Origin of the sequence: Acidothermus cellulolyticus 11B (assembly GCF_000015025.1) — a bacterium.
Lineage (GTDB): Bacteria > Actinomycetota > Actinomycetes > Acidothermales > Acidothermaceae > Acidothermus > Acidothermus cellulolyticus.
This window is the reverse complement of sequence record NC_008578.1, coordinates 1,301,459-1,323,321: the sequence shown is the minus strand read 5'-3', so window position 1 is coordinate 1,323,321 and position 21,863 is coordinate 1,301,459. Positions and strand designations below refer to the sequence as shown.

Genomic DNA, 21,863 nt, shown 5'->3' with positions numbered 1-21,863 from the left:
ACGGTCACCATCGCGTGGACCGTGCCAGCGGGCCGATCGCCAGTCCCGGAATCTGCCATCCTCGTTGCAGCAGGGCCTCTTCGTACGCTTCGGCGGCAGCCTGCTTCTCGGCGCTCAGGCGATCGATCTCCGCCTGCGGCAGACCCTGTTCGCGCGCGTCGTCCAAGCGTTGTGCAGCGGCGAGATAGTCGCGCATGAGAGCGTGCAGCTGTCCGTCATTCGTCCACGAGGCCATGGTTCTCCTTCCCATCACCCTGGGTAATCGGCCGAATGGTGTAGCGGACTTGAGCCCGACCGGCGGAAAGGTTGCCGGTGTTCGGCGCAACGCCGTTACGCCGATTGCCGCAAACCGGGACGCATCCGGGTGAGCCGGGCAGGTTCTCCCAGGGTTCGGGGTGCGGCCGCCGCAAGCCGTCCAGCCGGGGCGCCGGCTTGCGGCGGGCGGGTACTGAAGCCTCGGCCGAGGCCCGGCGCTCGGCCGGGACGGCCGCTACGAAGTCGGCCGGAGCAGTTCCTGCAGCTGGGCGCCGATGAAACGCCGGAAGGCGCGCCGCCCGCGGGTCCGGTCGAGCGCGGCGACCTCCAGCTGGTCCGGGGTGAGGGTCCGCGGCTCCCCGCCGTCCGAGGCTCGGGAGAGCACATCGACCGCGAGCCGCAGCGCCTCACCGAGCGGCAGGTTCTCCACGTACCGATCCTTCAGCTGCGCTGTGATCTGTTCGGCTTGGCCGCCCATCGCGACATAGCCGTGCTCCTCGGCGACTGAGCCGTCATAAGTCAGCCGGTACATGCTGTCGCCGTCCGGCGTATCGCCCACCTCGGCAACGACGATTTCGACTTCGTACGGCTTCTCCGTCGCTCCACTGAAGATCGCCCCGAGGGTCTGGGCGTAGGCGTTCGCGATGGTCCGTCCGGTGACATCGCGCCGGTCGTAGGTGTATCCGGTGAGGTCGGCGAGCCGGACGCCGGCCACCCGGAGGTTCTCGAATTCGTTGTACCGGCCGACCGCGGCGAACGCGATACGGTCGTATACCTCGCTGATTTTGTGCAGCGCTTTCGAGGTGTTCTCCGCGACAAAGAGAATCCCGTCGGCGTACTGCAAGACCACGTTGCTGCGGCCCCGCGCGATTCCCTTCCGCGCGAACTCCGCGCGATCTTTCATGATCTGTTCAGGCGAGACGTAAAACGGGGTGCTCACGCTTGACACTCCTGACCGGGGAACCGGGGTGGACATGGCGCGTCGGGTTGTGACGTGCGGATCGTAGGCCCTCTCCTCGCACTATGGCAGGACGGCGACCGGTCCGCCTGGATTGGCCATCCGTGCCGCAATCACCTGCTCGACGACTCCGCCGACCGTGTCATCGGCGAGGCGGCGAAAACCATTGGCGTCGACGACGGCGACCACTGGATAGATGCGACGGGTGAGGTCTGGGCCGCCGGTAGCGGAATCGTCATCGGCCGCGTCGTAGAGGGCCTCGATGCAGGTGCGGACGGCGTGCGGTTCGTCGAAGTCGTCGCGGAACAGCTTCTTCAACGCGCCCCGTGCGAATGTCGAGCCCGAACCGACGGCGTGGAAGGAATGCTCCTCATACCGGCCGCCGGTGACATCAAAGGAGAAGATCCGGCCGGCCCGTTGCGGATCGTCAGCGAACAGGTCGTACCCGGCGAAGAGCGGCACAACGGCCAAACCCTGCAGCGCCATCGGCAGATTTGCCCGGATCATCATCGCCAGCCGGTTCGCCTTGCCCTCCAGCGAGAGGGTGGTGCCTTGCAGCTTCTCGTAATGCTCGAGCTCAACCTGGAAAAGCCGGACCACCTCGAGGGCGATGCCGGCGCTTCCGGCAATGCCGACGCAGGAGTGCTCGTCCGTCTGGAACACCTTCTCGATGTCCCGCTGGGCGATGACATTTCCCATGGTGGCCCGCCGATCGCCCGCCATGACCACACCGCCCTGGTAGGCCACTGCCACGATCGTCGTACCGTGCGGCACCTCGGGCGGTTGTCCGCCGGCCGGCATCTGCAGGCGCCCTGGCAGGAGATCCGGAGCCTGCAGGGCGAGAAATTCCACAAAGGAGGTGATTCCCGGTTGGTGGAACGGCTGCGGCAGGCGGCCGAACGCGCCCGGGCCGGTCAGACCTCCGCTCGTCGTCATCGACACCCTCGTTCCGTCCTCAGCGCATATGAGATCGTCTCGATGTCCGTCAGACCGTCCCGCGGCGAGACGGTACCACCTTGTGGCGGCGGCGGGCGCCGGCTGTCGGCGTCATTCGCCGCCCTTCTGGATGTAGGAGCGGACGAACTCCTCGGCGTTCTCCTCGAGCACGTCGTCTATTTCGTCGAGGATCGCGTCGACATCGGCGTCGAGCTTCTCCCGGCGCTCCTGGACGTCGCTCGTCGCGGTCGCCTCGTCGATCGTCTCGTCGTGCTCCTCCGTCCGGCGGGTCGCGCGGTGCTGACCCCCCGTGTCCTTCTCGGGCATCTCCCCTCCCGTCCTTGCATTCGGGTAGGAACCCGGCGGTACTGCCGCCGAGACTACCGGTACGCGGTCGAATCTATCGTCGGCCGGTGACACCCATCCTTCGGCTCATGCGCCGGCTCAGCTGAGGAAGTACACGCTCATTAGCTCTCATCGGCCGCCGGTCAGTGCAGCGACGAGCTCCGTCGCGCTGCGGCATCGGTCGAGCAGGTCGCCGACGTGCGCCCGTGTGCCGCGGAGTGGTTCGAGGGTGGGGACGCGTTGCAACGAGTCGCGGCCGGGCAGGTCAAAAATGACGGAATCCCAGGACGCCGCGGCGATTTCGGCACCGAATTTCGCCAGGCATCGCCCACGGAAGTAGGCCCGGGTATCGTTCGGCGGCTCGTGCATCGCCGTGCGCACCGCAGCCTCATCGACGAGGAGATTCATCCGTCCCCGGGCGACCAGCCGGTTGTACAGGCCGCGATCCGGCCGGACGTCGTGGTATTGCAGGTCGACGAGTTGCAACTTGTGCGCAGACCAGGGCAGATTCTCCCGCTGGCGGTAGCCTTCGAGGATGCTCAATTTCGCGACCCAATCCAGGTCGCGGGACAGCTGCATGGGGTCATCGGCCAGCCGGACGAGGGTCGTCTCCCATCGGTCCAGCACATCGCGGGTCATGTCGTCGACGTCGGTGCCAAAGCGGTCCTCGACATATTTGCGGGCCTGCTCGAGATACTCCATCTGCAGTTGGACGGCGGTGAGCCGTCGTCCGTCATGCAGCCGGAGCTGGTAGCGCAAGGTCGGGTCATGGGAAACGGCGCGCAACGCCCCGACCGGGGATTCAACCGAGAAGTCTTGCGAGAGAAAGCCGTCTTCAATCATGGCAAGGACCAGCGCGGTCGTGCCGAGCTTGAGGTAGGTCGCGATTTCGCTCATGTTCGCGTCGCCGATGATGACATGGAGGCGGCGGTATTTCTCCGGATCCGCGTGCGGCTCGTCACGGGTGTTGATGATGGGCCGTTTCAGCGTCGTCTCCAGGCCGACTTCGACTTCGAAGAAATCCGCCCGCTGGCTGAGCTGAAATCCTTCGCCCCGGCCGTCGGCGCCGATCCCGACCCGGCCGGCTCCGCAGAATACCTGTCGGGTGACGAAAAAGGGAATGAGATGGCGCACGATGTCGGCGAAGGGTGTGGACCGGTTCATCAGGTAGTTCTCGTGGCAGCCGTAACTGGCCCCCTTGTTGTCGGTGTTGTTCTTGTAGAGCTGGATGGTCCATCCCATCGGCAAATCCGCGGCGCGGCGGGCCGCTTCGGCCATGATCCGCTCACCGGCCTTGTCCCAGAGCACCGCGTCACGCGGATTCGTCACCTCTGGCGTCGAGTACTCCGGATGGGCGTGGTCGACGTACAACCGGGCGCCGTTGGTGAGAATGACATTCGCCAGCCCAAGATCTTCATCGGTGAGCTGCGAGGGATCGGCGGCCTCCCGGGCCACTTCAAATCCCCGGGCGTCGCGCAACGGGTTCTCTTCCTCGAAATCCCAGCGGGCCTGCCGCTGCGCCGGCGCACCGATCGGCGCGTATGCGTTGACCACCTGGGAAGAGGCGGCCATCGCGTTCGCATTCGGTTGGTGCGGCACCGAGATGCCGTACTCGGTTTCGATCCCCATGACCCGGTGCACCGTCACACTCCCAGCCTACGGACTCGGGCCGGGTGGACGGCGGCACGCAGCCCGGCGCGGGTAGGCGCGGCCGGCGGGTGGGCGCCGGGCTGCCCGGACTGGCCCGGCACGCGGTCCCGGCGCGGGTAGACGGTGAGCCTGCGCGGGCCTGCGTGGAATGGCCCGGCACGCGGGAGAATGTGACGGTGGCCGGCGATACCCCTGCTCCTGGGACCGGTGATATCCCGGCCGCGGTCGGCGCGGCGTCCGAGCTCGTCACCGTCCTAGCCGAGGATGGGCGTCCCGTTGGGGTGGCGCCGCGGGCGGAGGTTCGCCGCCGGCGGTTGTTGCATGCCGCGACCGCGGTCGCCGTTCGCCGGGGGGACGGCCGGATCTACGTGCATCGGCGCACCCCGACCAAGGACATCTACCCCGGGGCGTACGACTGCTGGGCCGGCGGTGTCCTGACGCACGGGGAGCGGCCGGAGATTGGCGCCGTCCGCGAGCTCGCCGAAGAACTCGGCATCCGAGGAGCAGTGCTCCGGCCGTTGACCGTTGTCCGCTGGGCGGATGATCGGGCCCAGGCGGTGTACCACGTGTTCGAGACGACCTGGGATGGGCCGATCATTCACCAGCCGGAAGAGGTCGCCTGGGGCGACTGGTGGACGCTTCCGATGCTCGCGGAGCAGCTCGCGAGGCCCGACTTCCCCTTCGTCCCGGACGGTCGGTACCTCCTCGAGGTCACCGGCCTGTTGCCTCCGCTCGGTTGACTTCCGGTGCGTGGCTTGTGCAGGCCAGTCGGATGACGCCCGGTCCGCGGCCTACAGGCCGCTCGGTTGACACGCAGTCCGCAACCTACAGGTACTGACCGGTATTGGCGATGGTGTCGATCGACCGGCCGGCCTCGGTGCCCTGCTTGCCGGAGATGAGCGTGCGGATGTAGACGATCCGTTCGCCCTTCTTGCCCGAGATCCGGGCCCAGTCGTCGGGGTTGGTGGTGTTCGGGAGATCCTCGTTCTCCTTGAACTCGTCGTAGCAGGCGGCCATCAGGTGCTGGATGCGCAGGCCCTTCTGCCCGGTCTCCAGGAAATCCTTGATGGCCATCTTCTTGGCCCGGTCGACGATGTTCTGAATCATCGCTCCGGAGTTGAAGTCCTTGAAGTACAGCACCTCTTTATCGCCGTTGGCATACGTCACCTCGAGGAACCGGTTCTCCTCGGTTTCGGCGTACATCCGTTCGACGGCGTGCTGAATCATCGCCTGCACGGTGGCTTCCCGGGAACCGCCATGTTCGGCAAGGTCGTCCGGGTGGAGCGGAAGGTCCGGCGTGATGTACTTGCTGAAAATGTCCCGCGCCGCCTCGGCGTCCGGTCGCTCAATCTTGATTTTCACGTCCAGCCGGCCCGGTCGCAGGATCGCGGGGTCGATCATGTCTTCCCGGTTCGACGCACCGATGACGATGACGTTCTCCAACCCTTCGACACCGTCGATTTCGCTGAGCAGCTGGGGAACGATGGTGTTCTCCACGTCCGAGCTCACGCCGGAACCGCGGGTGCGGAAAATGGAATCCATTTCGTCGAAGAAGACGATGACCGGCCAGCCGCCGCTGGCCTTCTCCCGCGCCCGTTGGAAGACGAGCCGGATGTGTCGCTCGGTCTCCCCCACGTATTTGTTCAGCAACTCCGGGCCCTTGATGTTGAGGAAGAAACTCTTCCCCTCCGGTTTTCCGGTCACTTCGGCGACCTTCTTCGCCAGGGAATTCGCCACCGCCTTGGCGATGAGGGTCTTGCCGCACCCCGGCGGGCCGTAGAGCAGCACGCCTTTCGGCGGCCGCAGCTTGTGCTCCTTGAACAGCTCGGGGTACAGGTACGGCAGTTCGATGGCGTCCCGGATCTGCTCGATCTGCGCGCTGAGGCCGCCGATCTTTGAGTAGTCGACGTCCGGCACTTCTTCCAAGACAAGTTCCTCGACTTCGGCCTTGGGAATTCGCTCGTACGCGAAGCCGGAACGGGGTTCGATGAGGAGCGAATCGCCCACTCGCAGGGGGGTGTCGGCCAGCGAATCGGCCAGCATGACGACGCGTTCTTCATCAGCGTGGGCGATGACCAGGGCGCGGTCGCCGTCCAACAATTCCTTGAACATGACGACTTCGCCTTGCCGTTCAAACGACATGGCCCGGACGACGTTCAGCGCCTCGTTGAGCATCACCTCTTGCCCTTTGCGCAGGCTGTCGACGTCGACCGACGGGCTCACGGTGACACGGAGCTTGCGCCCGCCGGTGAACACGTCAACCGTGCCGTCCTCGTGGCGGCCGAGGAAGATGCCATAACCGGACGGCGGTTGCGCGAGGCGGTCGACTTCTTCGCGGAGCGCAACGATCTGATCCCGGGCCTCTTTCAGAGTGGCGACGAGTCGTTCGTTCTGACTGGTCAGACCGGCGATGGTCGCTTGCGCGGCGGCGAGCCGCTCCTCCAGGGATCGGCTGCCCCGCGGCGACTCGGCGAGCCGGCGTCGCAAACTCGCGACTTCCTCTTCGAGTCGTTCCACCTGCTGCTGAAGCTGGATCACTCGTGCATTGGCCGCGTCGCGGTCTTCACGGCTCGCCACCAGCCTCACCTCCTACCGTCGAGGTCGACGCCGTCTCGTTACTGTCTACGAGTCCCGCGACCGTCCGGTTTGCTCCTATGGTCCGACCTCTCTTCGACCCTATCGTCGCTGCGGACCGGTGTACCGCAGCGAATCGAGCCGTTGTTCGGGTCGTTCGTTGCCATGGTTATCGTCGGAACGAACCCCGACCTGACGCGATTCCGGGCGGTCCGTGCCTGCCGGGAGGCCGATGGTCGGTACGGCATCGATCGGAGGTGAGGTCAACGTCCGGCGACGAAACGGCCACCGAACCCGCGGTCGAGGTCTGGATCGACCAGTCGCTCTGCACCGGCGACGGGCTGTGCGTCCAGGAAGCTCGTGACGTGTTCGAGCTCGACCTGGATGGTCTGGCCTACGTGAAGGGCCCGGACGGTGAGCTCCGCACCGAACCGGGTGCGCGGGTCCGGGTGCCCGGCGGCTGCCTCGCCGAAGTGGTCGATTCGGCCCGGCGTTGTCCTGGGGCGTGCATTCACGTCGTCCGGGTTGCTGACGGGGTCGAGATCGCTGGTCCGGACGCGGCGGACTGACCGCGGGAACCCGGTTACCCGTCCTCGCCCCCCGGCGGTTGGCTCTCGGGGAGCCGGTGGGCGCCGTGAGCCGGACGGCGGCGCCGCGGCGGCGGGATGACGCCGTCCGCGACCCGGCGGGCCAGCACGAGGAATCCGGTGTGGCCGATCATGCGGTGGTCCGGGCGAACGGCGAGTCCGTCAACGTGCCAGGTGCGCAGCAACGTCTCGAACGCGACCGGCTCAGCGAATTCCCCGTGGGACCGTAGGGTCTCGACGATCCGGCTGAGCTGCGTCGTGGTGGCGACGTAGCTGCAGAGCAGTCCACCCGGCACCAGCAGGCGCGCGACCGCCGGCACGCAGGCCCACGGTTCCAGCAGATCGAGGACGATTCGATCAACCCGCCGGATAGGTGCCGCGGCGGTCACCTCGGTGAGATCACCGACGACCAGCCGCCACGTCGGCGGGAGGGCGCCAAAGAACCGCGTCACGTTGCGCCGGGCGATCATCGCGAAATCCGGCCGCCGCTCCACAGAGATCACCTTGCCGCGATCGCCAGCCGCCCGGAGCAGCCAGCAGGTGAGGGCGCCCGAACCGGCGCCTGCCTCGAGCACGACCGCTCCCGGGAAGACGTCGGCGTACCCGATGATCATCGCGGCGTCCTTGGGGTAGACGACCGCTGCACCGCGCGGCATGGCCAGGACAAAGTCAGCGAGCGTCGGCCGGAAGGCAAGGTACGCCGTCCCCCGGGTGGACTGGACGACGCAACCTTCCGGCTGGCCGATCAGGTGATCGTGCTCGATGATTCCTTGGTGGGTGTGGAATTGCCGGCCCGGTTCGAGGACGATCAGATGACGCCGTCCCTTGGGGTCGATGAGTTGGACCCGGTCTCCTGGCGCTAACGCGTCGGCGGTCACGTGCCGCAGGGTATCGGGTGGTCTCAGCCCCGCAGCGCGGCGGCGACATCCGCCGCGGCGAGGACGCCGTAGATCGCGCCGTCCGTGTCAACGACGACGTACTCGGAGGCCGGCGTGGACCGCAGCCGCTCCAGCAGGGCTTCGCCGGCGAGATCCGCCGGAAGGAGCTCGGAGTGCGAAATTGTGCGGCTCACGGTGGCGACGCTCACCCACGGCCGGCGGGACTCCGGGGTGGCGACGACAGCCGCTTCGCTCACCACGGCAGTGGGCCGGCCATACCCGTCGACAATGACGAGTCCCCCGGCCTTCGACTCCTGCGCGCGGCGTACCGCTTCGGCCAGCGGCACGTCAGCGGTGACCGGAAGCGCCCGGCGGGTGAGGGCCCGGGCGGAGAGCTGAGGCAACTTGTCCCGCAGCGCCTGCTGACGCAGAACCGCGCCGGATGACATGAGCAGCATTCCGCCGATCAGCAACGCCCAGAGGCCGTCGAGCTGGGCGTTCGGTTCCCGACGGGTGAAGAGATAGGCGCCGAAGAGTACGGTCGCCAGTCCGACCAGCCGGCCCGACCAGGCGCCGACAAGGACGCCGAGCCGCGGCCGGCGGGTTATCGCCCAGACCAGTGCGCGCAGCATCTGGCCGCCGTCCAGCGGGAGCCCGGGCAGCAGGTTGTAGACACCGACGATGCCGTTGGTCCAGGCAAGACCTGCCGTGAGCACCGCGGAGACCGTGTGCGCCGGCAGCACCCGGTGGGCGGCCGCCGCGGCTGCCGCGATGAGCAGGTTGGCGAGCGGCCCGCTCAGGGCCACGACGAACATCCGCCGTGGCCGGTCGGGTTCGCGGCTCAGCGCAGTGTGGCCGGCCAGTGCGGTCAGGACAATGCGGTCGCTCGGGATCCCGAACCACCGGGCCGCGACGAGGTGGGCAAGTTCGTGCGCGAGCACCGAGAGGCCGAGAAACACCCCGAAGCAGGCTGAGACGAGGTAGCGCCCCTCTCGGATTCCTGGTACTGCGTCAGCGACGACGGGCGCGAATTGCCAGGTGATCCACGCCAAGAACAGCAGCCAGCTCGGACCGACGATGACCGGCGCGCCGAAGACGTAGCCGAGCCGCAGCCCGCTTCCGGACGACGGGCGGCTCGCTTCCGGCGGGGACGCTGGATTCACATCTCGATGCTAGGCGGCCGAAACGCGGCGTGGATTGCTCAAGAACGTCGGTGGCGCCGCGTAAGCTGCCGACCATGGTCCAGTTGCCCGATCTGATGGAGGTTTCTGCGGCTCGGCCGGCAAGTGCCTCGCGGTCGCGGCCTTCTGCGGTGCCCGGCGCACCGGTGGCTCTCTCGCCGTCCCGGGCGGCTGATTTCATGACCTGCCCGCTGCTGTACCGGCTGCGCTGCATCGACCGGCTGCCCGAGCCGCCCGATCCGGTCAGTGTGCGGGGCACACTGGTCCACGCGGTTCTCGATCAACTCTTCGATCTCCCGCCGGCCGAGCGGGTGCTCGAGAAGGCGTTGGCGCTGGTGTCGCGGTCGTGGCAGGAGCTGTGCGCGGCGCGGCCGGAGCTTGCCGACCTCTTCGCCGACCCTGAGATGCCTCCGTCGTCCTGTGACGACTGGCTGGCCAGCGCGGCGGATTTGCTCCGGCGGTATTTCACCATTGAAAATCCGACGCGAATCCAGCCGACCGAGCGGGAACTCCTCGTGGAGACGCAGCTGGCGGATGGTATTCGGCTCCGTGGTTTCGTCGACCGTCTCGATGTCGCACCGACCGGGGAGGTGCGGATCGTCGATTACAAGACCGGTGTCGCGCCGCCGGAATCGTTTGAAGAGAAGGCGCTGTTTCAGTTGAAGTTCTACGCGCTGGCGTGGTGGCGGGTGAACGGTGTCGTTCCCGCTCTGTTGCAGCTCATTTACCTGGGTGACGGCCAGGTGCTGCGGTATGCCCCGGAAGAGGCGGATCTGCTGGCCGTCGAACGAAAGATTCGAGCCCTCTGGGCGGCAATTGACCGTGCGCTGCGCACTCGGCATTTTCCGCCTCGCCGCAGCCGTGGCTGTGAATGGTGTGCCTTCCGTGCGGTGTGCCCGGAATTCGGCGGCACCCCGCCGGAGTGGCCCGACTCGGTGGTTGTCTGACCGCAGCGCAGGCGGCGGCACGTCGTCGGCTCGGTGGAGTTCTCCATGACGATTGTCATTGGCGATTGCTGACGCCGGTCTGATGCGGCACCTCAGGTCGGGCTGTTAGCGTGAGCTCGCCACATCAACCAGCAGAGGGGGCAGGATAGTGGACGACACGGCACAGGGTGCTGTTCGTGCGGTTGCCGCTCGAAATCTGACAAAGGTGTACGGCGCCGGTGACACCGCGGTCCGGGCGCTCAACGACGTCACGCTCGAATTCTTCCGCGGGCAGTTCAGCGCGATCATGGGCCCGTCGGGTTCCGGAAAATCGACATTGATGCATTGCCTGGCCGGCTTAGATTCGGTTACGTCCGGTCACGTCTATATCGGAGATCTCGACATCACGACCCTTGATGACCGGGCCCTAACCCGGTTGCGCCGTGAATCGATCGGATTTGTTTTCCAGTCGTTCAATTTGGTGCCGACCCTGACGGCCCTGGAGAACATTACGCTGCCGCTGGACATCGCGCGGCGCAAACCCGACCAGGCCTGGCTCGACAGCCTGATTGACGCGATTGGGTTGCGGGATCGGTTGCGGCACAAGCCGACGGAACTCTCCGGCGGCCAGCAGCAGCGCGTCGCCTGCGCCCGTGCGTTGGCGGCCAAACCAGCCGTGGTTTTCGCGGACGAGCCGACCGGTAATCTCGATTCCCGGTCCGCGACCGAGGTGCTCGGGCTGCTCCGCTGGTTCGTCAAAGAACTCGGCCAGACCATCGTCATGGTCACCCACGACCCGGCAGCGGCCAGCTATGCCGACCGCGTCGTGTTCCTGCGCGACGGTCAGGTGGTCGGCGAATTGCCCGCACCCACGCAGCAGGCCATTCTCGACCAACTGGCGGTCCTCGAGACGCCGGTGGTGAGCCGCTGATGTTCCGGGTGAGTCTGCGGACCCTCGTCGCGCACAAGGTGCGGTTGGTGTTGACGGCGCTTGCGGTTGTCATTGGCGTGGCTTTTCTGGTCGGCACGCAAATTTTCAGCGACACCCTTCGCGCGACGTTCAATGACTTGCTGGGCCGGACGAGCAAGAATCTTAGCGTTGTCGTGCGGGCCAAGACGGACTTCTCGGCGAACGATTTCGCGAGCGCCGGAACCCGGCCGCTGGTGCCCGAGTCGATGGTCGCGAAGGTGGCCGCCGTGCCTGGAGTCGCCGCCGCGGTCGGCTCCGTCTCCGGGCTGGACACGCTGGTCACGGTGGACGGCCGTCCGATCGTGCCCAAGACCTTTGGGCCGCCCACGTTGGCCGTTTCGTGGACGCCGTCGAATTTCGGCAGTCTGGAATTCGTCGCCGGTCACGGGCCGACGGGACCGGGCGAGGTGGCGATCGACAAGGCCGCGGCGGACCGTTTCCATCTGCACGTCGGTGATCCGGTGGTGGTGCAGACGCAGCATCAGCCGATGCGCATGCGGATCGTCGGTATCGTTACGGTTGGAGCGAGCAGCAACTTGGCCGGTGCGGTGCTCAGCGTATTCGATCTGGCCACAGCCCAGCAGGTCGTCGGCAAGCCGGGGTACGTCAACGAGATCGACGTCCAGGCCCGACCGGGAATCAGCCAGGAAGAATTGGCCAGGCGGATTCAGGCTGCGCTGCCGGCGAATCTCGAAGCCGTGACGGCGAAGAAGGTGACGCAGGAAACAACGGCCGCCATCAGTAAGGGACTCGGTTTCTTCAACACATTCTTGTTGGTCTTCGCGGGCATTGCGTTGTTCGTCGGACTGTTCATCATCGTCAACACGTTCACCATGCTCGTCGCGCAACGCACGCGGGAGCTGGCGCTGCTCCGGGCGGTCGGCGCGAGCCGGGCGCAGGTTGTCGGCGCGGTGCTCATCGAAGCGGCAGTCGTCGGCGCGGTCGCCGCGACGATCGGCATCGGCTTCGGCGTGCTCGTCGCGCTTGGTGTTCACGGTCTGCTGTCGGCGGTCGGCGTCGGACTGCCGGCCAATTCCCTAGTGATAACAGGCAAGACCGTTGTCGCGGGATATCTGGTCGGCATCTTGGTCACCGTGCTCGCTGCGATCGCCCCGGCACTGCGGGCATCCCGGATTTCGCCGGTCGCTGCGATGCGGGACACGGTCGCGCTACCCGAGCGGTCGTTGCGGGCCCGCAGCATCATCGGGGCCGCCGGTATCGTCATCGGAACGGCACTCATCGCGTCCGGGGCCGGTCGCAGCGGTGGTCAAGCTGCTGCACTGGTCGGCGTCGGTGCGATGCTGGTTCTCGTCGGTGCGTGGTTTGCCAGCGCGTGGGCTGGGCGGCCGATCATCCATGTCCTCAGCGCGCCGCTGGTGGCGGTCGTTGGTGTCACCGCGCGCCTTGCACGACTGAACGCCATTCGCAATCCGCGCCGGACGGCGGCCACCGCCGGGGCGCTCATGATTGGGCTAGCTCTTGTCTCGGCGCTCTCGGTGCTCACCGCATCGACAAAGGCGTCCATCGCGTCGCTGGTGGATCGCAATTTGGGTGCCGACTATGTGCTGGTCAGTGACGGCTACGGTTTCTCCCCTGATGTCGCCGCGCGCGCTGCGGCAACACCCGGTGTCGCCGCGGTGGCGGAGACCCGGGCCGGGGCGGCCATCATCAAGGGCAGGACGGCACCGATCGCGGGGGTCTCGCCGAATATCGGCTCGATGATCGCCATTCAGATGACGAGCGGATCGCTGGACGCGTTGCAGGCCGGTGAGCTGCTGGTGTCCCAGACCCAGGCCGGCCGTATCGGCGTCACAGTAGGCGACCGGGTGCCCATTGAGTACGGCGATGGTTTCAAGGGATCGATCCGCGTCGGCGGTATTTACGAGAACAACAATCTGCTCGCCAACGGAGGCGTCGGGTATCTCATCACCATGAGCCTCTTCGCGCAGCACTACGACGTTCAGCGCGACGTCATCGCGTACGTGGAGGCGAAACCCGGCCAGCAGGACGCGGTGGCGGCGGCGCTCACCAAGCAGCTGCGACTCTATCCGCAGATTCACGTGCAGAGCCAAGCCGAGTACAAGAAATCGATTCTCACGCAAGTCAATCAGATCGTCGGGCTCATCATCGGCCTGCTCGGCGTGGCACTCGTGGTGGCGATTCTCGGCATCGTCAATACGTTGGCGCTCTCGGTCTATGAACGGGTCCGGGAAATCGGATTGTTACGCGCGGTCGGCATGACCCGTCGTCACATTCGGACGATGGTCGAGCAGGAAGCTCTCATTATCGGTGTCTTCGGCGCGCTGCTGGGCGTCGTGCTGGGAACGCTCTTCGGTCTCGCCCTGGTCGCAACCAGCGGAAATCAGATTGACCACGTAGTCGTTCCGGTGGGTCAGCTCATCAGCTACCTCATCGTCGCTGGGATACTCGGCCTGCTGGCGGCGGTCTGGCCGGCATGGCAGGCCGGACGGCGATCGATCCTCGCCGCGATTGCCACCGAATAGCAGCGCGGAGAGCTGGTTGATGCACCCATGTAATACTGCGCCGGCCGGCGGGTAATCTCCGCCGGGGTTAGCATGGCAAGAGACTGACGATGCATACACGAGACAAAGTGTCATCAGCGTCAGGATGACGGGAAGGTCAGGAACGCGATGCCGACGACGACCGTCCGGCAGCTCAGCACCCGGCTGGCGCGGCTTGACGACGCCACTCTGGTCGGCCTGATCGATAATGTCCTGGCGAGCCGCCCGAGTCTGCGCGCGGTGCGGGACGAAGTCGTCACCTACTTGCGGCTCGGCGGCGGCGCTGATTCGGTGACGGACGCAACCGTCCGGCTGCTTCTCGAAGCCGCCCAGCCCTCACCCCGCACGCTCACCGCGCAACTTCGCCGCGAAGCCGAAGCCCGGGCGTGGCTGTTGCGCGGTGACCTGCTCGAAGCCCGGGACGTCGCCGACCTTCTCGGTTCCACCGGCCGGAATCGGCGGCAGACCGCAAGCGCGCTGCGGAAGGCCGGAAAATTGCTCGGACTGGAGGATCGCGGCCGGGTGTACTATCCGGCGTTTCAGATCGATGCGACGCGCGGACAGGTGCGTCCGATCGTCGCCGAGCTGAACCAGCAGCTTGGTGCCGCAGTCGATCCGTGGGGGGTCGCCAGTTGGTGGCTGACCCCGCATGCCCGGTTGCCGCGCGGCAAACGGCCGGCTGATCTCGCTGTCTCATCGCGACCTCGCGATGAGCAGACGTTGCGCGACCTGGCCCGAACCGTGGCGGAGGAGTAATCTCCGTGTCACGCCGGGCGCCGCCGGATCAGTGTCCGGGCCCGCTACGGTTCATCACGATTCGGCGCGGCACGCGGCTTTGGCGGGTGCATGCGGCGCACCGGGCAGCGACCACCATGAACTCCACCCCACGTCCGCACGCCTCGAGCGGCGGCCGCTTCGACAGCCTCGACGGAAGCTGCGCGTACCTGTACGCCGGAGGCAGTGTCCAAGCCGCTGTTGCGGAGACGCTCACCCGGGACCTGCCGCTCGACGGCACGCCGCGGCTGCTCCCCCGGTCAGCGCTTGCCCATCGCCGATTGAGCGAGCTCCAGGTGAACCGAGCGCTTCGGTTGGTCGCCCTCCACGGACCAGGGCTCGCGGCTGTCGGCCAGGACACCTGGCTGACGAAATGTGAGGCCCGGGATTACCCGCTGACCCGCCGTTGGGCGGCGGCGATCCGCCGGTGGGCACCGCAGGCCGTGGGTTTCGTCTACCGATGCCGGCACGATGAGGACGAATTCGCCTATGTCTTCTTCGCTCCGCCCGAGGTCAGCGAATGTCCTTTCCTGTCGGTCACCGGAACATGTGTCGACCTTGACACGCCGGTCGGGCACCTGCTCGTCCGTGCCGTGCTGACCCGGTACAACGCGACTCTCGCCCGGGACCGGTGACGTCACGGCCCGGCTAGAAGTCGGCGGAGCTTTCGGCCTTGGTAACGTCCGGTCCGGTCTGCGGTTTCTCGGCGAAAAGGGACCGGAGAAACGCGACGTCGACACGGGTGAGGGCGGGGACGACGACGCACCGATCCGTCGGCTCAATCGGCGCAACACTGGGGATCGCCACAACGCGGCAACCGGCGGCGAGTGCCGCGGCTACCCCCACCGGGGAATCTTCGAGCGCGACTCCGGCACGGGGATGAACCCCGAGCAGCTCAGCGGCCCGCAGATACGGCTCCGGATCCGGCTTGTTGCGCTGGACCGCGTCACCGCTCACGACAGCGTCAAACCGGAGTCCGAGGGCCTCCAGCGCAGCGTCGACTAAGACCTGGTGGGAGGACGACACCAGGGCACGGGGAATGGACGCGTCGTCGAGCTGGGCGAGAAGTTCCCGGGCTCCGGAGTGCAGTGTGGCCTTTTCCCGCAGCGTGCGGGTCATCCGGGTCACCAATTCCCGGGCGACTTCCGCCGGGGTGACCGGAGTTTTCGCCCGCTCGGCGATGAACGCTGACGAGACGGCGAGTGCCGACCCGACCAGAAGGGCGTGGTCGTCAGCGGTCCACGAGCCGCCGAGTTCTTCGAGCAGCTCGGTCTCAACGGCGAACCACAACGGTTCGGTGTCGAGGAGCAGACCGTCCATGTCGAAGAAAACCGCGTGCGGCAAGGGAATATCCGCCGATCCCGGCGCCGCGCCGCGGCTGCCGGCAACCGCCAGGTCTGACGGCGACGCCTCCGGTGGTGCGGCGTGCGAACGACCCACGCATTCCCTCCCTAGCCGGCTTCTTCGGCTCACACCGAGAAGTACTTTGCTTCCGGGTGATGGACGATCAGTGCATCCGTCGACTGCTCCGGGTCGAGTTGATACTCCTCCGAGAGCCGTACGCCGATACGCTCCGGCTTGAGCAGTTGAACGATTTTCGCGCGGTCTTCCAAATCGGGGCACGCCGGATAGCCGAAGGAGTACCGCGATCCACGGTATCCCTGGTGGTCGAGGATTTCCCGCAGCTCCGGGTGGTCCGCATCCGCAATGCCCAGCTCCTCCCGGATGCGCCGATGCCAGAATTCCGCCAGCGCTTCCGCCAGCTGGACGGACAGTCCATGGACCTCCAGATAGTCACGGAAAGCGCCGTCCGCGAACAACCGTGCGGTGAACGCACTGACCCTCGCGCCTATTGTCACGAGCTGAAAAGCGACGACGTCGGTCTCCCCGCTGCCGGCCGGCCGGAAGAAATCCGCGATGCACAGCCGCCGCCCGCGTTGCTGGCGCGGGAACCGGAAACGGCACCGCTCGGTCCGGCCGTCGTCGGCGAGAATGATGAGGTCGTCACCCTCGGAGACGCAGCGATAGTAGCCGTAGACAACGCCGGCGGCCAGCAGATTCTCGGCCTGCAGGCGGTCAAGCCACTGCCGTAGGCGGGGGCGCCCCTCGGCTTCCACGATTTCCGCATAACTCGGCCCGTTCGGACGGCTGCGCAACCCCCACCGGCCGGCGAAGAGTGCCTTTTCGTCGAGGTAGCCGAGATAATCGCCGAGCGGAATTCCCTTTACGACGCGGTCACCGAGGAAAGGCGGCGTGGGTATCGGGATGTCGGTGGCGACGTCGGAACGGGACGCCGGCTCGGACACCGCGGTTGCCGATTGTGCAATGCGGCGGCGCCGCAACGGCGGCAGGCTCGCGCCCGGCTCGCCCCGCTTGATGGCCATCAGGGTGTCCATCAGCCGCAAGCCTTCGAAGGCGTCCTTGGCGTACCGGACCGTGCCGTCGAACTCCGATGCGAGGTCGTCTTCGACGTACGCGCGGGTGAGCGCGGCACCGCCGAGCAGGACGGGCCATCGTTTCGCGAGTCCCCGGGAAGAGATTTCCTGCAGGTTCTCCCGCATGACAACGGTGGATTTCACGAGCAGCCCGGACATGCCGATCGCGTCGGCATCATGCCGTTCCGCAGCCTCGAGGATCGCGGTGATCGGCTGTTTGATGCCGAGATTCACCACGCGGTAGCCGTTGTTGGACAAGATGATGTCGACGAGATTCTTGCCGATGTCGTGTACGTCGCCCTTGACGGTCGCGAGGACGATCGTCCCTTTCCCGGATCGATTGCTCTTCTCCATGTGCGGTTCGAGGTAGGCGACCGCGGCTTTCATGACCTCCGCGGATTGCAGGACGAAGGGCAATTGCATGTCGCCCCGGCCAAAAAGGTCACCGACCTCCTTCATCGCCGGCAGGAGAATCTCGTTGATGATGTCGAGGGCCCGCCGGGTCGTCAACGCCTCGTCGAGGTCCGCCTCCAACCCGTTGCGTTCGCCGTCCACAATCCGTCGATGTAACCGCTCCGCAAGGGGCATTGCCGCAAGCTCCGCGGCTCGGGACTTCTGCGACGCTGCCGCCGTCACCCCGGCGAACAGTTCCATCAACCGGACGAGCGGATCGTAATCCGGCCGGCGTCGATCGTAAATCACATCCAGGGCGACGGCCTGCTGGTCCTCGGGAATCCGCGACATCGGCAGGATTTTCGCCGGGTGCACAATAGCGGCGTCCAGCCCCGCGCGGAGGCACTCAGCGAGGAAAACCGAATTCAAGACGGCGCGAGCCGCCGGGTTCAGGCCAAAAGAGATGTTCGAGATCCCGAGAATCGTGTGCACGTCCGGATGACGGGTTTTCACCTCGCGAATCGCCTCGATGGTGGCGATCCCGTCGCGTCGGCTCTCCTCCTGACCGGTGCCCAGGGTGAACGTCAACGTGTCGACGAGAATATCCGTCTCCCTCATCCCCCAGCGGTTGGTCAGCGTGTCAATGAGCCGTTCGGCGACGGAGACTTTGTGCTCGGCCGTCCGGGCCTGCCCGGTTTCATCGATCGTGAGGGCGACGACGGCGGCCCCATGTTCGCGGACGATCGGCATGAGGCGGGATATTCGCGATTGCGGCCCGTCACCGTCCTCGAAATTCACCGAATTGACGATGCACCGCCCGCCCAGGCATTCCAATCCCGCTTCGATGACCGCGGGTTCCGTCGAGTCGAGCATGACCGGCAGGGTGGTCGCGGTGGCCAACCGGCGGGCGAGTTCCCGCATGTCGCGGACGCCGTCCCGGCCCACGTAGTCCACGCAGACGTCGATGAGGTGCGACCCGTCCCGGGCCGCCCCGCGGGCCAGTTCGACGCAATCCTCGTACCGTCCGGCGAGCATGGCCTCCCGAAACGCCTTTGACCCGTTGGCGTTGGTCCGCTCCCCCACGGCAAGGAAAGCGGTCTGCTGGCGGAGCGGCACCGTCTGATACAGCGAGGAGACGGCAGGCACGGTCTCGGCCCGCCGCGAACCGATCGGCCGGTGGCGGAGCCGCTCGGCAACGAGCCGCAGGTGCTCCGGGGTGGTTCCGCAACATCCGCCGACGAGAGCGAGCCCGAACTGCGCCGCGTACTCCTCCAGGGCGTCGGCAAGCTCGCCGGGGGTCAGCGGATACTGTGCGCCGTCCGGGCCGAGAATCGGCAATCCGGCATTGGGCAGGCACGACACGGCGACGGCGGCGTGCGCGGCGAGGTACCGCACGTGTTCGCTCATCTCCGCCGGACCGGTCGCGCAATTCAATCCGATCATTTCGATGCCGAGCGCCTCGAGGCTGGTCAGCGCAGCACCGATCTCGGAGCCGAGCAGCATTGTCCCGGTGGTCTCGACCGTCACCGAGGCGAAGATCGGAATGTCGACACCCGCAGCAGCTCTGGCCCGCTTCGCGCCGATGACGGCCGCCTTCGCCTGCAAGAGATCCTGTGCTGTTTCCACGAGGACCGCGTCGACCCCACCGTTGATCAGCCCGGTGACCTGCCGCTGGTAAGCGTCGCGGAGCTCGGCGAACGTCACGTGCCCCAGGCTCGGCAGCTTCGTTCCCGGACCCACCGAGCCGAGGACGAACCGCGGCTCGGACGGCGTGGACCATCGGTCGGCGACCTCCCGGGCGATCCGCGCCCCGGCGGCGGCAAGCTCCTCGATCCGGTCGGCGATCCCGTACTCGCCGAGGTTTCCCAGGTTCGCCCCGAAGGTGTTGGTTTCGATGGCGTCACAGCCGGCGGCCAGGTAGGCGTCATGGACGGCGGCAACGACGTCGGGACGGGTGAGGCTGAGGACTTCGTTGCATCCCTCGAGGACGCCGATATCCGGCAGGGTGAAATCGGCCGGCCCAAGCCGGGCGGCTTGCAGCATGGTGCCCATTGCGCCGTCCGCGACGAGGACGCGTCGAGCCAGTTCACGGCGGAGCAGGGCGGCGCGGGTGGTCATGTCCTCTCAACGGTACCGGCCGTACCGCGACAGGCCGGCCGGCGGCCGCCGTCCGCAGTCGTGGCAAGGCCGTGCGAGCGTGACCTCGGCGATAGCGCCGAAATGCCCGCCGCCCCACGCCGCGGCGAGGCCGTAGGCTGGATGGCAGGCGCGCCGTGTTGATCGGGTGAGCGCGCCGGAGAGAGAGGAGCTGGGTGTGATCGAGTTCTCCGAGCTCCGGCCGCTGCGGAACCCGGTCATGATTACAGCGTTTGAGGGGTGGAACGACGCGGCAGAGGCCGCTACTGACGCGATCGAGACGTTGGAGCTTGCCTGGCACGCCGAGCCGATCGCCGAGATCGACCCGGAGGAGTACTACGACTTCCAGGTGAACCGGCCGACCGTGGCGCTGATCGACGGAGTGAGCCGGCGGATCGCGTGGCCGACGTCGCGATTGTCGATCGCCAGCCCGCCGGAGAGCGGTCGTGACGTCGTCCTGCTGCGCGGTCTGGAGCCGAACATGCGGTGGCGGACCTTCTGCGCCGAACTGCTCGACGCCGCCGGACGGCTCGGGGTGACCGAGGTCGTCAACCTCGGCGCGCTGCTCTCCGACTCTCCGCACAGCCGACCGGTGCCGGTGACCGGCAGCGCGACCGATTCGGCGGCGGCCCGCCGCCTCGGTCTCGAGCAATCGCATTACGAAGGTCCGACCGGCATTGTCGGTGTCTTCAACGACGCGTGCATTCAGGCCGGGCTGCCCTCGGTGTCGCTCTGGGCGGCGGTCCCGCATTACGTCGCGTCGCCACCGTGCCCGAAGGCGACGTTGGCGCTGCTGCGCCACCTGGAGGTGGTTCTGGACATTCCCATGCCGTACGGGGATCTCCCCGAGCTCGCGATCGCGTGGGAGCGCGGCGTGGACCAGCTTGCCGAGGAGGACAGCGAAATCGCGGAGTATGTCCGCTCTCTCGAGCAGCAGAAGGACGACGACGACGTGCCCGAGGGAGCCGGCGAGGCGATTGCCCGCGAATTCGAACGGTATTTGCGGCACCGCCGGGAAGGGCAGAGCTGACGACCGGGAAGGGCAGAGCTCACGATGGTTTGCAGCTGACGTCGGTTCACAGCGGACGCGGCGTGCAGCTGACGACTGCTCAGAGCTGACGCCGGTTCACAGGTGTACGCCGAGTAACGCGTCGGCCATCGCGGCGACCAAGGTGGGCGCATCCGGGTCGTCGCCGTCCTGCGTCGTCCACTCGTCGATGAGGGCAATCGCCCCGGGTGCGTCGAGGTCGTCGGCGAGCCGGTCCCGGACGGCGGCGAGCAGGCCGTCCCCCGGCGCTCCCCTCGGCCGCCGGACCGCAGCCCGCCATTCGGCGAGTCGATCGGTCGCTTCGTCGAGCAGCCGCGGCGTCCACTCCCATTCGGTGCGGTAGTGGTGATCGAGCAAGGCGAGCCGGACCGCCATCGGGTCGGCGCCGGCTGCACACAGGTCCGAGACGAAGACCAGATTTCCCAGAGATTTCGACATTTTCTCGCCTTGATAGGCGACGAGGCCGGTGTGCACGTATGCGCGGGCGAACCGGCGTCCGGTTGCCGCCTCGGCCTGTGCGGCGGTCATGTCGTGATGCGGGAAGACCAGGTCCGCTCCTCCGCCCTGCACGTCCAGCGGCAGCGGCAGATGGGTCAGCGCAATCGCGGCGCACTCGACGTGCCAGCCCGGCCGGCCACGGCCGAACGGCGCCGGCCAACTTGGCTCCTCCGGCCGCTTGCCCCGCCAGAGCAAGGCGTCCAGCGGGTCTTTCTTCCCGGCACGGTCGGGGTCGCCGCCACGCGCGGCGAACAGGGCAATCATGTCGTCGCGGCCGAGATGGCTGACGGCCCCGAAGTCGGGGATCGCGTGCGTCGCGAAGTACTGGTCGCCGTCCAGCTCGTAGGTCAAACCGCGGGATCGGAGCACCTCGATGAGGCCGATGATCTGGGGCAGGGATTCGACGACGCCGACGTAGCGGTCCGGCGGGACGACGCGCAACGCCGCCATGTCCGCCCGGAATTTCGCGGTTTCCCGGGCGGCGATGGCTTCCCACGGTTGGTCAACCTGCCGGGCCCGTTCCAGCAGCGGATCGTCAACGTCGGTGACGTTCTGTGCGTAACGGACCGTCACCCCGGCGTCGTGCCAGGTCCGGACGAGCAGGTCGAAGGCGACGTACGTGGCGGCGTGCCCGAGGTGGGTGGCGTCGTACGGCGTGATGCCACAGACGTACATCGACGCGCCCTGCTGCGAGCCAACGGTGACCAGACGGCGGCTCGCCGTATCGAACAGGCTCGGCAAGCGGTTGCGACCCGGCAGACTCGGAATCTTCGGAGCTGGCCAGGCGTGCATGGTGC

General features: G+C 67.0%; 19 protein-coding genes. 8 read left to right on the top strand and 11 right to left on the bottom strand.

Features of this window, described 5'->3' with window-relative positions; translation table 11 throughout:
* Positions 1-4: 4 nt before the first annotated feature.
* From ACEL_RS06120 to dop, 5 genes are all read right to left on the bottom strand, one after another.
* Positions 5-235 (bottom strand): hypothetical protein, encoded by a 231-nt coding sequence (locus ACEL_RS06120; protein ID WP_011720025.1) that lies wholly within the window; start codon positions 233-235, stop codon positions 5-7.
* A 255-nt stretch (positions 236-490) separates the two neighbouring features.
* Positions 491-1,195 carry a proteasome subunit alpha gene (prcA, locus tag ACEL_RS06115; protein ID WP_011720024.1) on the bottom strand — a complete coding sequence of 235 codons (705 nt, stop codon included), beginning with the start codon at positions 1,193-1,195 and terminating at the stop codon, positions 491-493.
* Between the two features lie 81 nt (positions 1,196-1,276).
* Positions 1,277-2,149 (bottom strand): proteasome subunit beta, encoded by an 873-nt coding sequence (gene prcB, locus ACEL_RS06110; protein WP_011720023.1) that lies wholly within the window; start codon positions 2,147-2,149, stop codon positions 1,277-1,279.
* A 111-nt stretch (positions 2,150-2,260) separates the two neighbouring features.
* On the bottom strand, positions 2,261-2,476 hold the full coding sequence (locus ACEL_RS06105; protein ID WP_011720022.1) for a ubiquitin-like protein Pup: 216 nt from the start codon (positions 2,474-2,476) through the stop codon (positions 2,261-2,263).
* Positions 2,477-2,623: 147 nt separating this feature from the next.
* A complete protein-coding gene (gene dop, locus ACEL_RS06100) occupies positions 2,624-4,141 on the bottom strand; it encodes a depupylase/deamidase Dop (RefSeq protein ID WP_274376831.1) in 1,518 nt (505 codons plus the stop codon).
* Positions 4,142-4,320: 179 nt separating this feature from the next.
* Here dop and ACEL_RS06095 point away from each other — a divergent pair, with 179 nt between their 5' ends.
* On the top strand, positions 4,321-4,884 hold the full coding sequence (locus tag ACEL_RS06095) for an NUDIX hydrolase (protein ID WP_011720020.1): 564 nt from the start codon (positions 4,321-4,323) through the stop codon (positions 4,882-4,884).
* A gap of 85 nt (positions 4,885-4,969) precedes the next feature.
* Here ACEL_RS06095 and arc read toward each other — a convergent pair whose 3' ends face one another.
* A complete protein-coding gene (gene arc / locus ACEL_RS06090; protein WP_011720019.1) occupies positions 4,970-6,721 on the bottom strand; it encodes a proteasome ATPase in 1,752 nt (583 codons plus the stop codon).
* Positions 6,722-6,975: 254 nt separating this feature from the next.
* Between arc and ACEL_RS12600 the strand changes: the two genes are divergently transcribed.
* Positions 6,976-7,287, top strand: coding sequence for a ferredoxin (locus tag ACEL_RS12600; RefSeq protein ID WP_011720018.1), 312 nt, complete (start codon positions 6,976-6,978; stop codon positions 7,285-7,287).
* Positions 7,288-7,301: 14 nt separating this feature from the next.
* On the opposite strand, the gene ACEL_RS06080 is transcribed toward ACEL_RS12600, so the two are convergent.
* Together ACEL_RS06080 and ACEL_RS06075 are read right to left on the bottom strand one after the other, a co-directional pair.
* The gene (locus tag ACEL_RS06080; RefSeq protein WP_011720017.1) at positions 7,302-8,183 is read right to left on the bottom strand and encodes a tRNA (adenine-N1)-methyltransferase; all 882 of its coding nucleotides are present in this window, start codon (positions 8,181-8,183) and stop codon (positions 7,302-7,304) included.
* Between the two features lie 23 nt (positions 8,184-8,206).
* The gene (locus ACEL_RS06075) at positions 8,207-9,346 is read right to left on the bottom strand and encodes a site-2 protease family protein (protein ID WP_011720016.1); all 1,140 of its coding nucleotides are present in this window, start codon (positions 9,344-9,346) and stop codon (positions 8,207-8,209) included.
* A 74-nt stretch (positions 9,347-9,420) separates the two neighbouring features.
* Here ACEL_RS06075 and ACEL_RS06070 point away from each other — a divergent pair, with 74 nt between their 5' ends.
* The 5 genes from ACEL_RS06070 to ACEL_RS06050 all read left to right on the top strand — a co-directional run bounded on the left by ACEL_RS06070 (position 9,421) and on the right by ACEL_RS06050 (position 15,191).
* On the top strand, positions 9,421-10,311 hold the full coding sequence (locus tag ACEL_RS06070; RefSeq protein WP_238378012.1) for a RecB family exonuclease: 891 nt from the start codon (positions 9,421-9,423) through the stop codon (positions 10,309-10,311).
* A gap of 148 nt (positions 10,312-10,459) precedes the next feature.
* Positions 10,460-11,221, top strand: coding sequence for an ABC transporter ATP-binding protein (locus ACEL_RS06065; protein WP_011720014.1), 762 nt, complete (start codon positions 10,460-10,462; stop codon positions 11,219-11,221).
* Complete coding sequence (locus ACEL_RS06060) at positions 11,221-13,764, top strand: ABC transporter permease (protein WP_011720013.1); 2,544 nt, start codon at positions 11,221-11,223, stop codon at positions 13,762-13,764. Before ACEL_RS06065 ends, ACEL_RS06060 begins: the two co-directional genes overlap by 1 nt.
* A 147-nt stretch (positions 13,765-13,911) precedes the next feature.
* Positions 13,912-14,538 (top strand): hypothetical protein, encoded by a 627-nt coding sequence (locus ACEL_RS06055; protein ID WP_011720012.1) that lies wholly within the window; start codon positions 13,912-13,914, stop codon positions 14,536-14,538.
* A gap of 5 nt (positions 14,539-14,543) precedes the next feature.
* Positions 14,544-15,191 (top strand): RES family NAD+ phosphorylase, encoded by a 648-nt coding sequence (locus ACEL_RS06050; protein WP_011720011.1) that lies wholly within the window; start codon positions 14,544-14,546, stop codon positions 15,189-15,191.
* Between the two features lie 13 nt (positions 15,192-15,204).
* Here ACEL_RS06050 and ACEL_RS06045 read toward each other — a convergent pair whose 3' ends face one another.
* Together ACEL_RS06045 and metH are read right to left on the bottom strand one after the other, a co-directional pair.
* Positions 15,205-15,996 (bottom strand): HAD family hydrolase, encoded by a 792-nt coding sequence (locus ACEL_RS06045; protein ID WP_011720010.1) that lies wholly within the window; start codon positions 15,994-15,996, stop codon positions 15,205-15,207.
* A 29-nt stretch (positions 15,997-16,025) separates the two neighbouring features.
* A complete protein-coding gene (gene metH, locus ACEL_RS06040; protein WP_011720009.1) occupies positions 16,026-19,502 on the bottom strand; it encodes a methionine synthase in 3,477 nt (1,158 codons plus the stop codon).
* Positions 19,503-19,698: 196 nt separating this feature from the next.
* Between metH and ACEL_RS06035 the strand changes: the two genes are divergently transcribed.
* Positions 19,699-20,550 (top strand): PAC2 family protein, encoded by an 852-nt coding sequence (locus ACEL_RS06035; RefSeq protein ID WP_011720008.1) that lies wholly within the window; start codon positions 19,699-19,701, stop codon positions 20,548-20,550.
* A gap of 96 nt (positions 20,551-20,646) precedes the next feature.
* On the opposite strand, the gene mshC is transcribed toward ACEL_RS06035, so the two are convergent.
* Positions 20,647-21,858 (bottom strand): cysteine--1-D-myo-inosityl 2-amino-2-deoxy-alpha-D-glucopyranoside ligase, encoded by a 1,212-nt coding sequence (gene mshC, locus ACEL_RS06030; RefSeq protein WP_011720007.1) that lies wholly within the window; start codon positions 21,856-21,858, stop codon positions 20,647-20,649.
* Between the last annotated feature and the right edge of the window lie 5 nt (positions 21,859-21,863).

Excerpts from the sequence above, each read along its gene's own strand:
- prcB (WP_011720023.1), bottom strand. The coding sequence starts at position 2,149 with ATGACGACGAGCGGAGGTCTGACCGGCCCGGGCGCGTTCGGCCGCCTG.
- metH (WP_011720009.1), bottom strand. The coding sequence starts at position 19,502 with ATGACCACCCGCGCCGCCCTGCTCCGCCGTGAACTGGCTCGACGCGTC.
- ACEL_RS06060 (WP_011720013.1), top strand. The coding sequence starts at position 11,221 with ATGTTCCGGGTGAGTCTGCGGACCCTCGTCGCGCACAAGGTGCGGTTG.
- ACEL_RS06070 (WP_238378012.1), top strand. The coding sequence starts at position 9,421 with ATGGTCCAGTTGCCCGATCTGATGGAGGTTTCTGCGGCTCGGCCGGCA.
- ACEL_RS06055 (WP_011720012.1), top strand. The coding sequence starts at position 13,912 with ATGCCGACGACGACCGTCCGGCAGCTCAGCACCCGGCTGGCGCGGCTT.
- ACEL_RS06120 (WP_011720025.1), bottom strand. The coding sequence starts at position 235 with ATGGCCTCGTGGACGAATGACGGACAGCTGCACGCTCTCATGCGCGAC.
- ACEL_RS06105 (WP_011720022.1), bottom strand. The coding sequence starts at position 2,476 with ATGCCCGAGAAGGACACGGGGGGTCAGCACCGCGCGACCCGCCGGACG.
- mshC (WP_011720007.1), bottom strand. The coding sequence starts at position 21,858 with ATGCACGCCTGGCCAGCTCCGAAGATTCCGAGTCTGCCGGGTCGCAAC.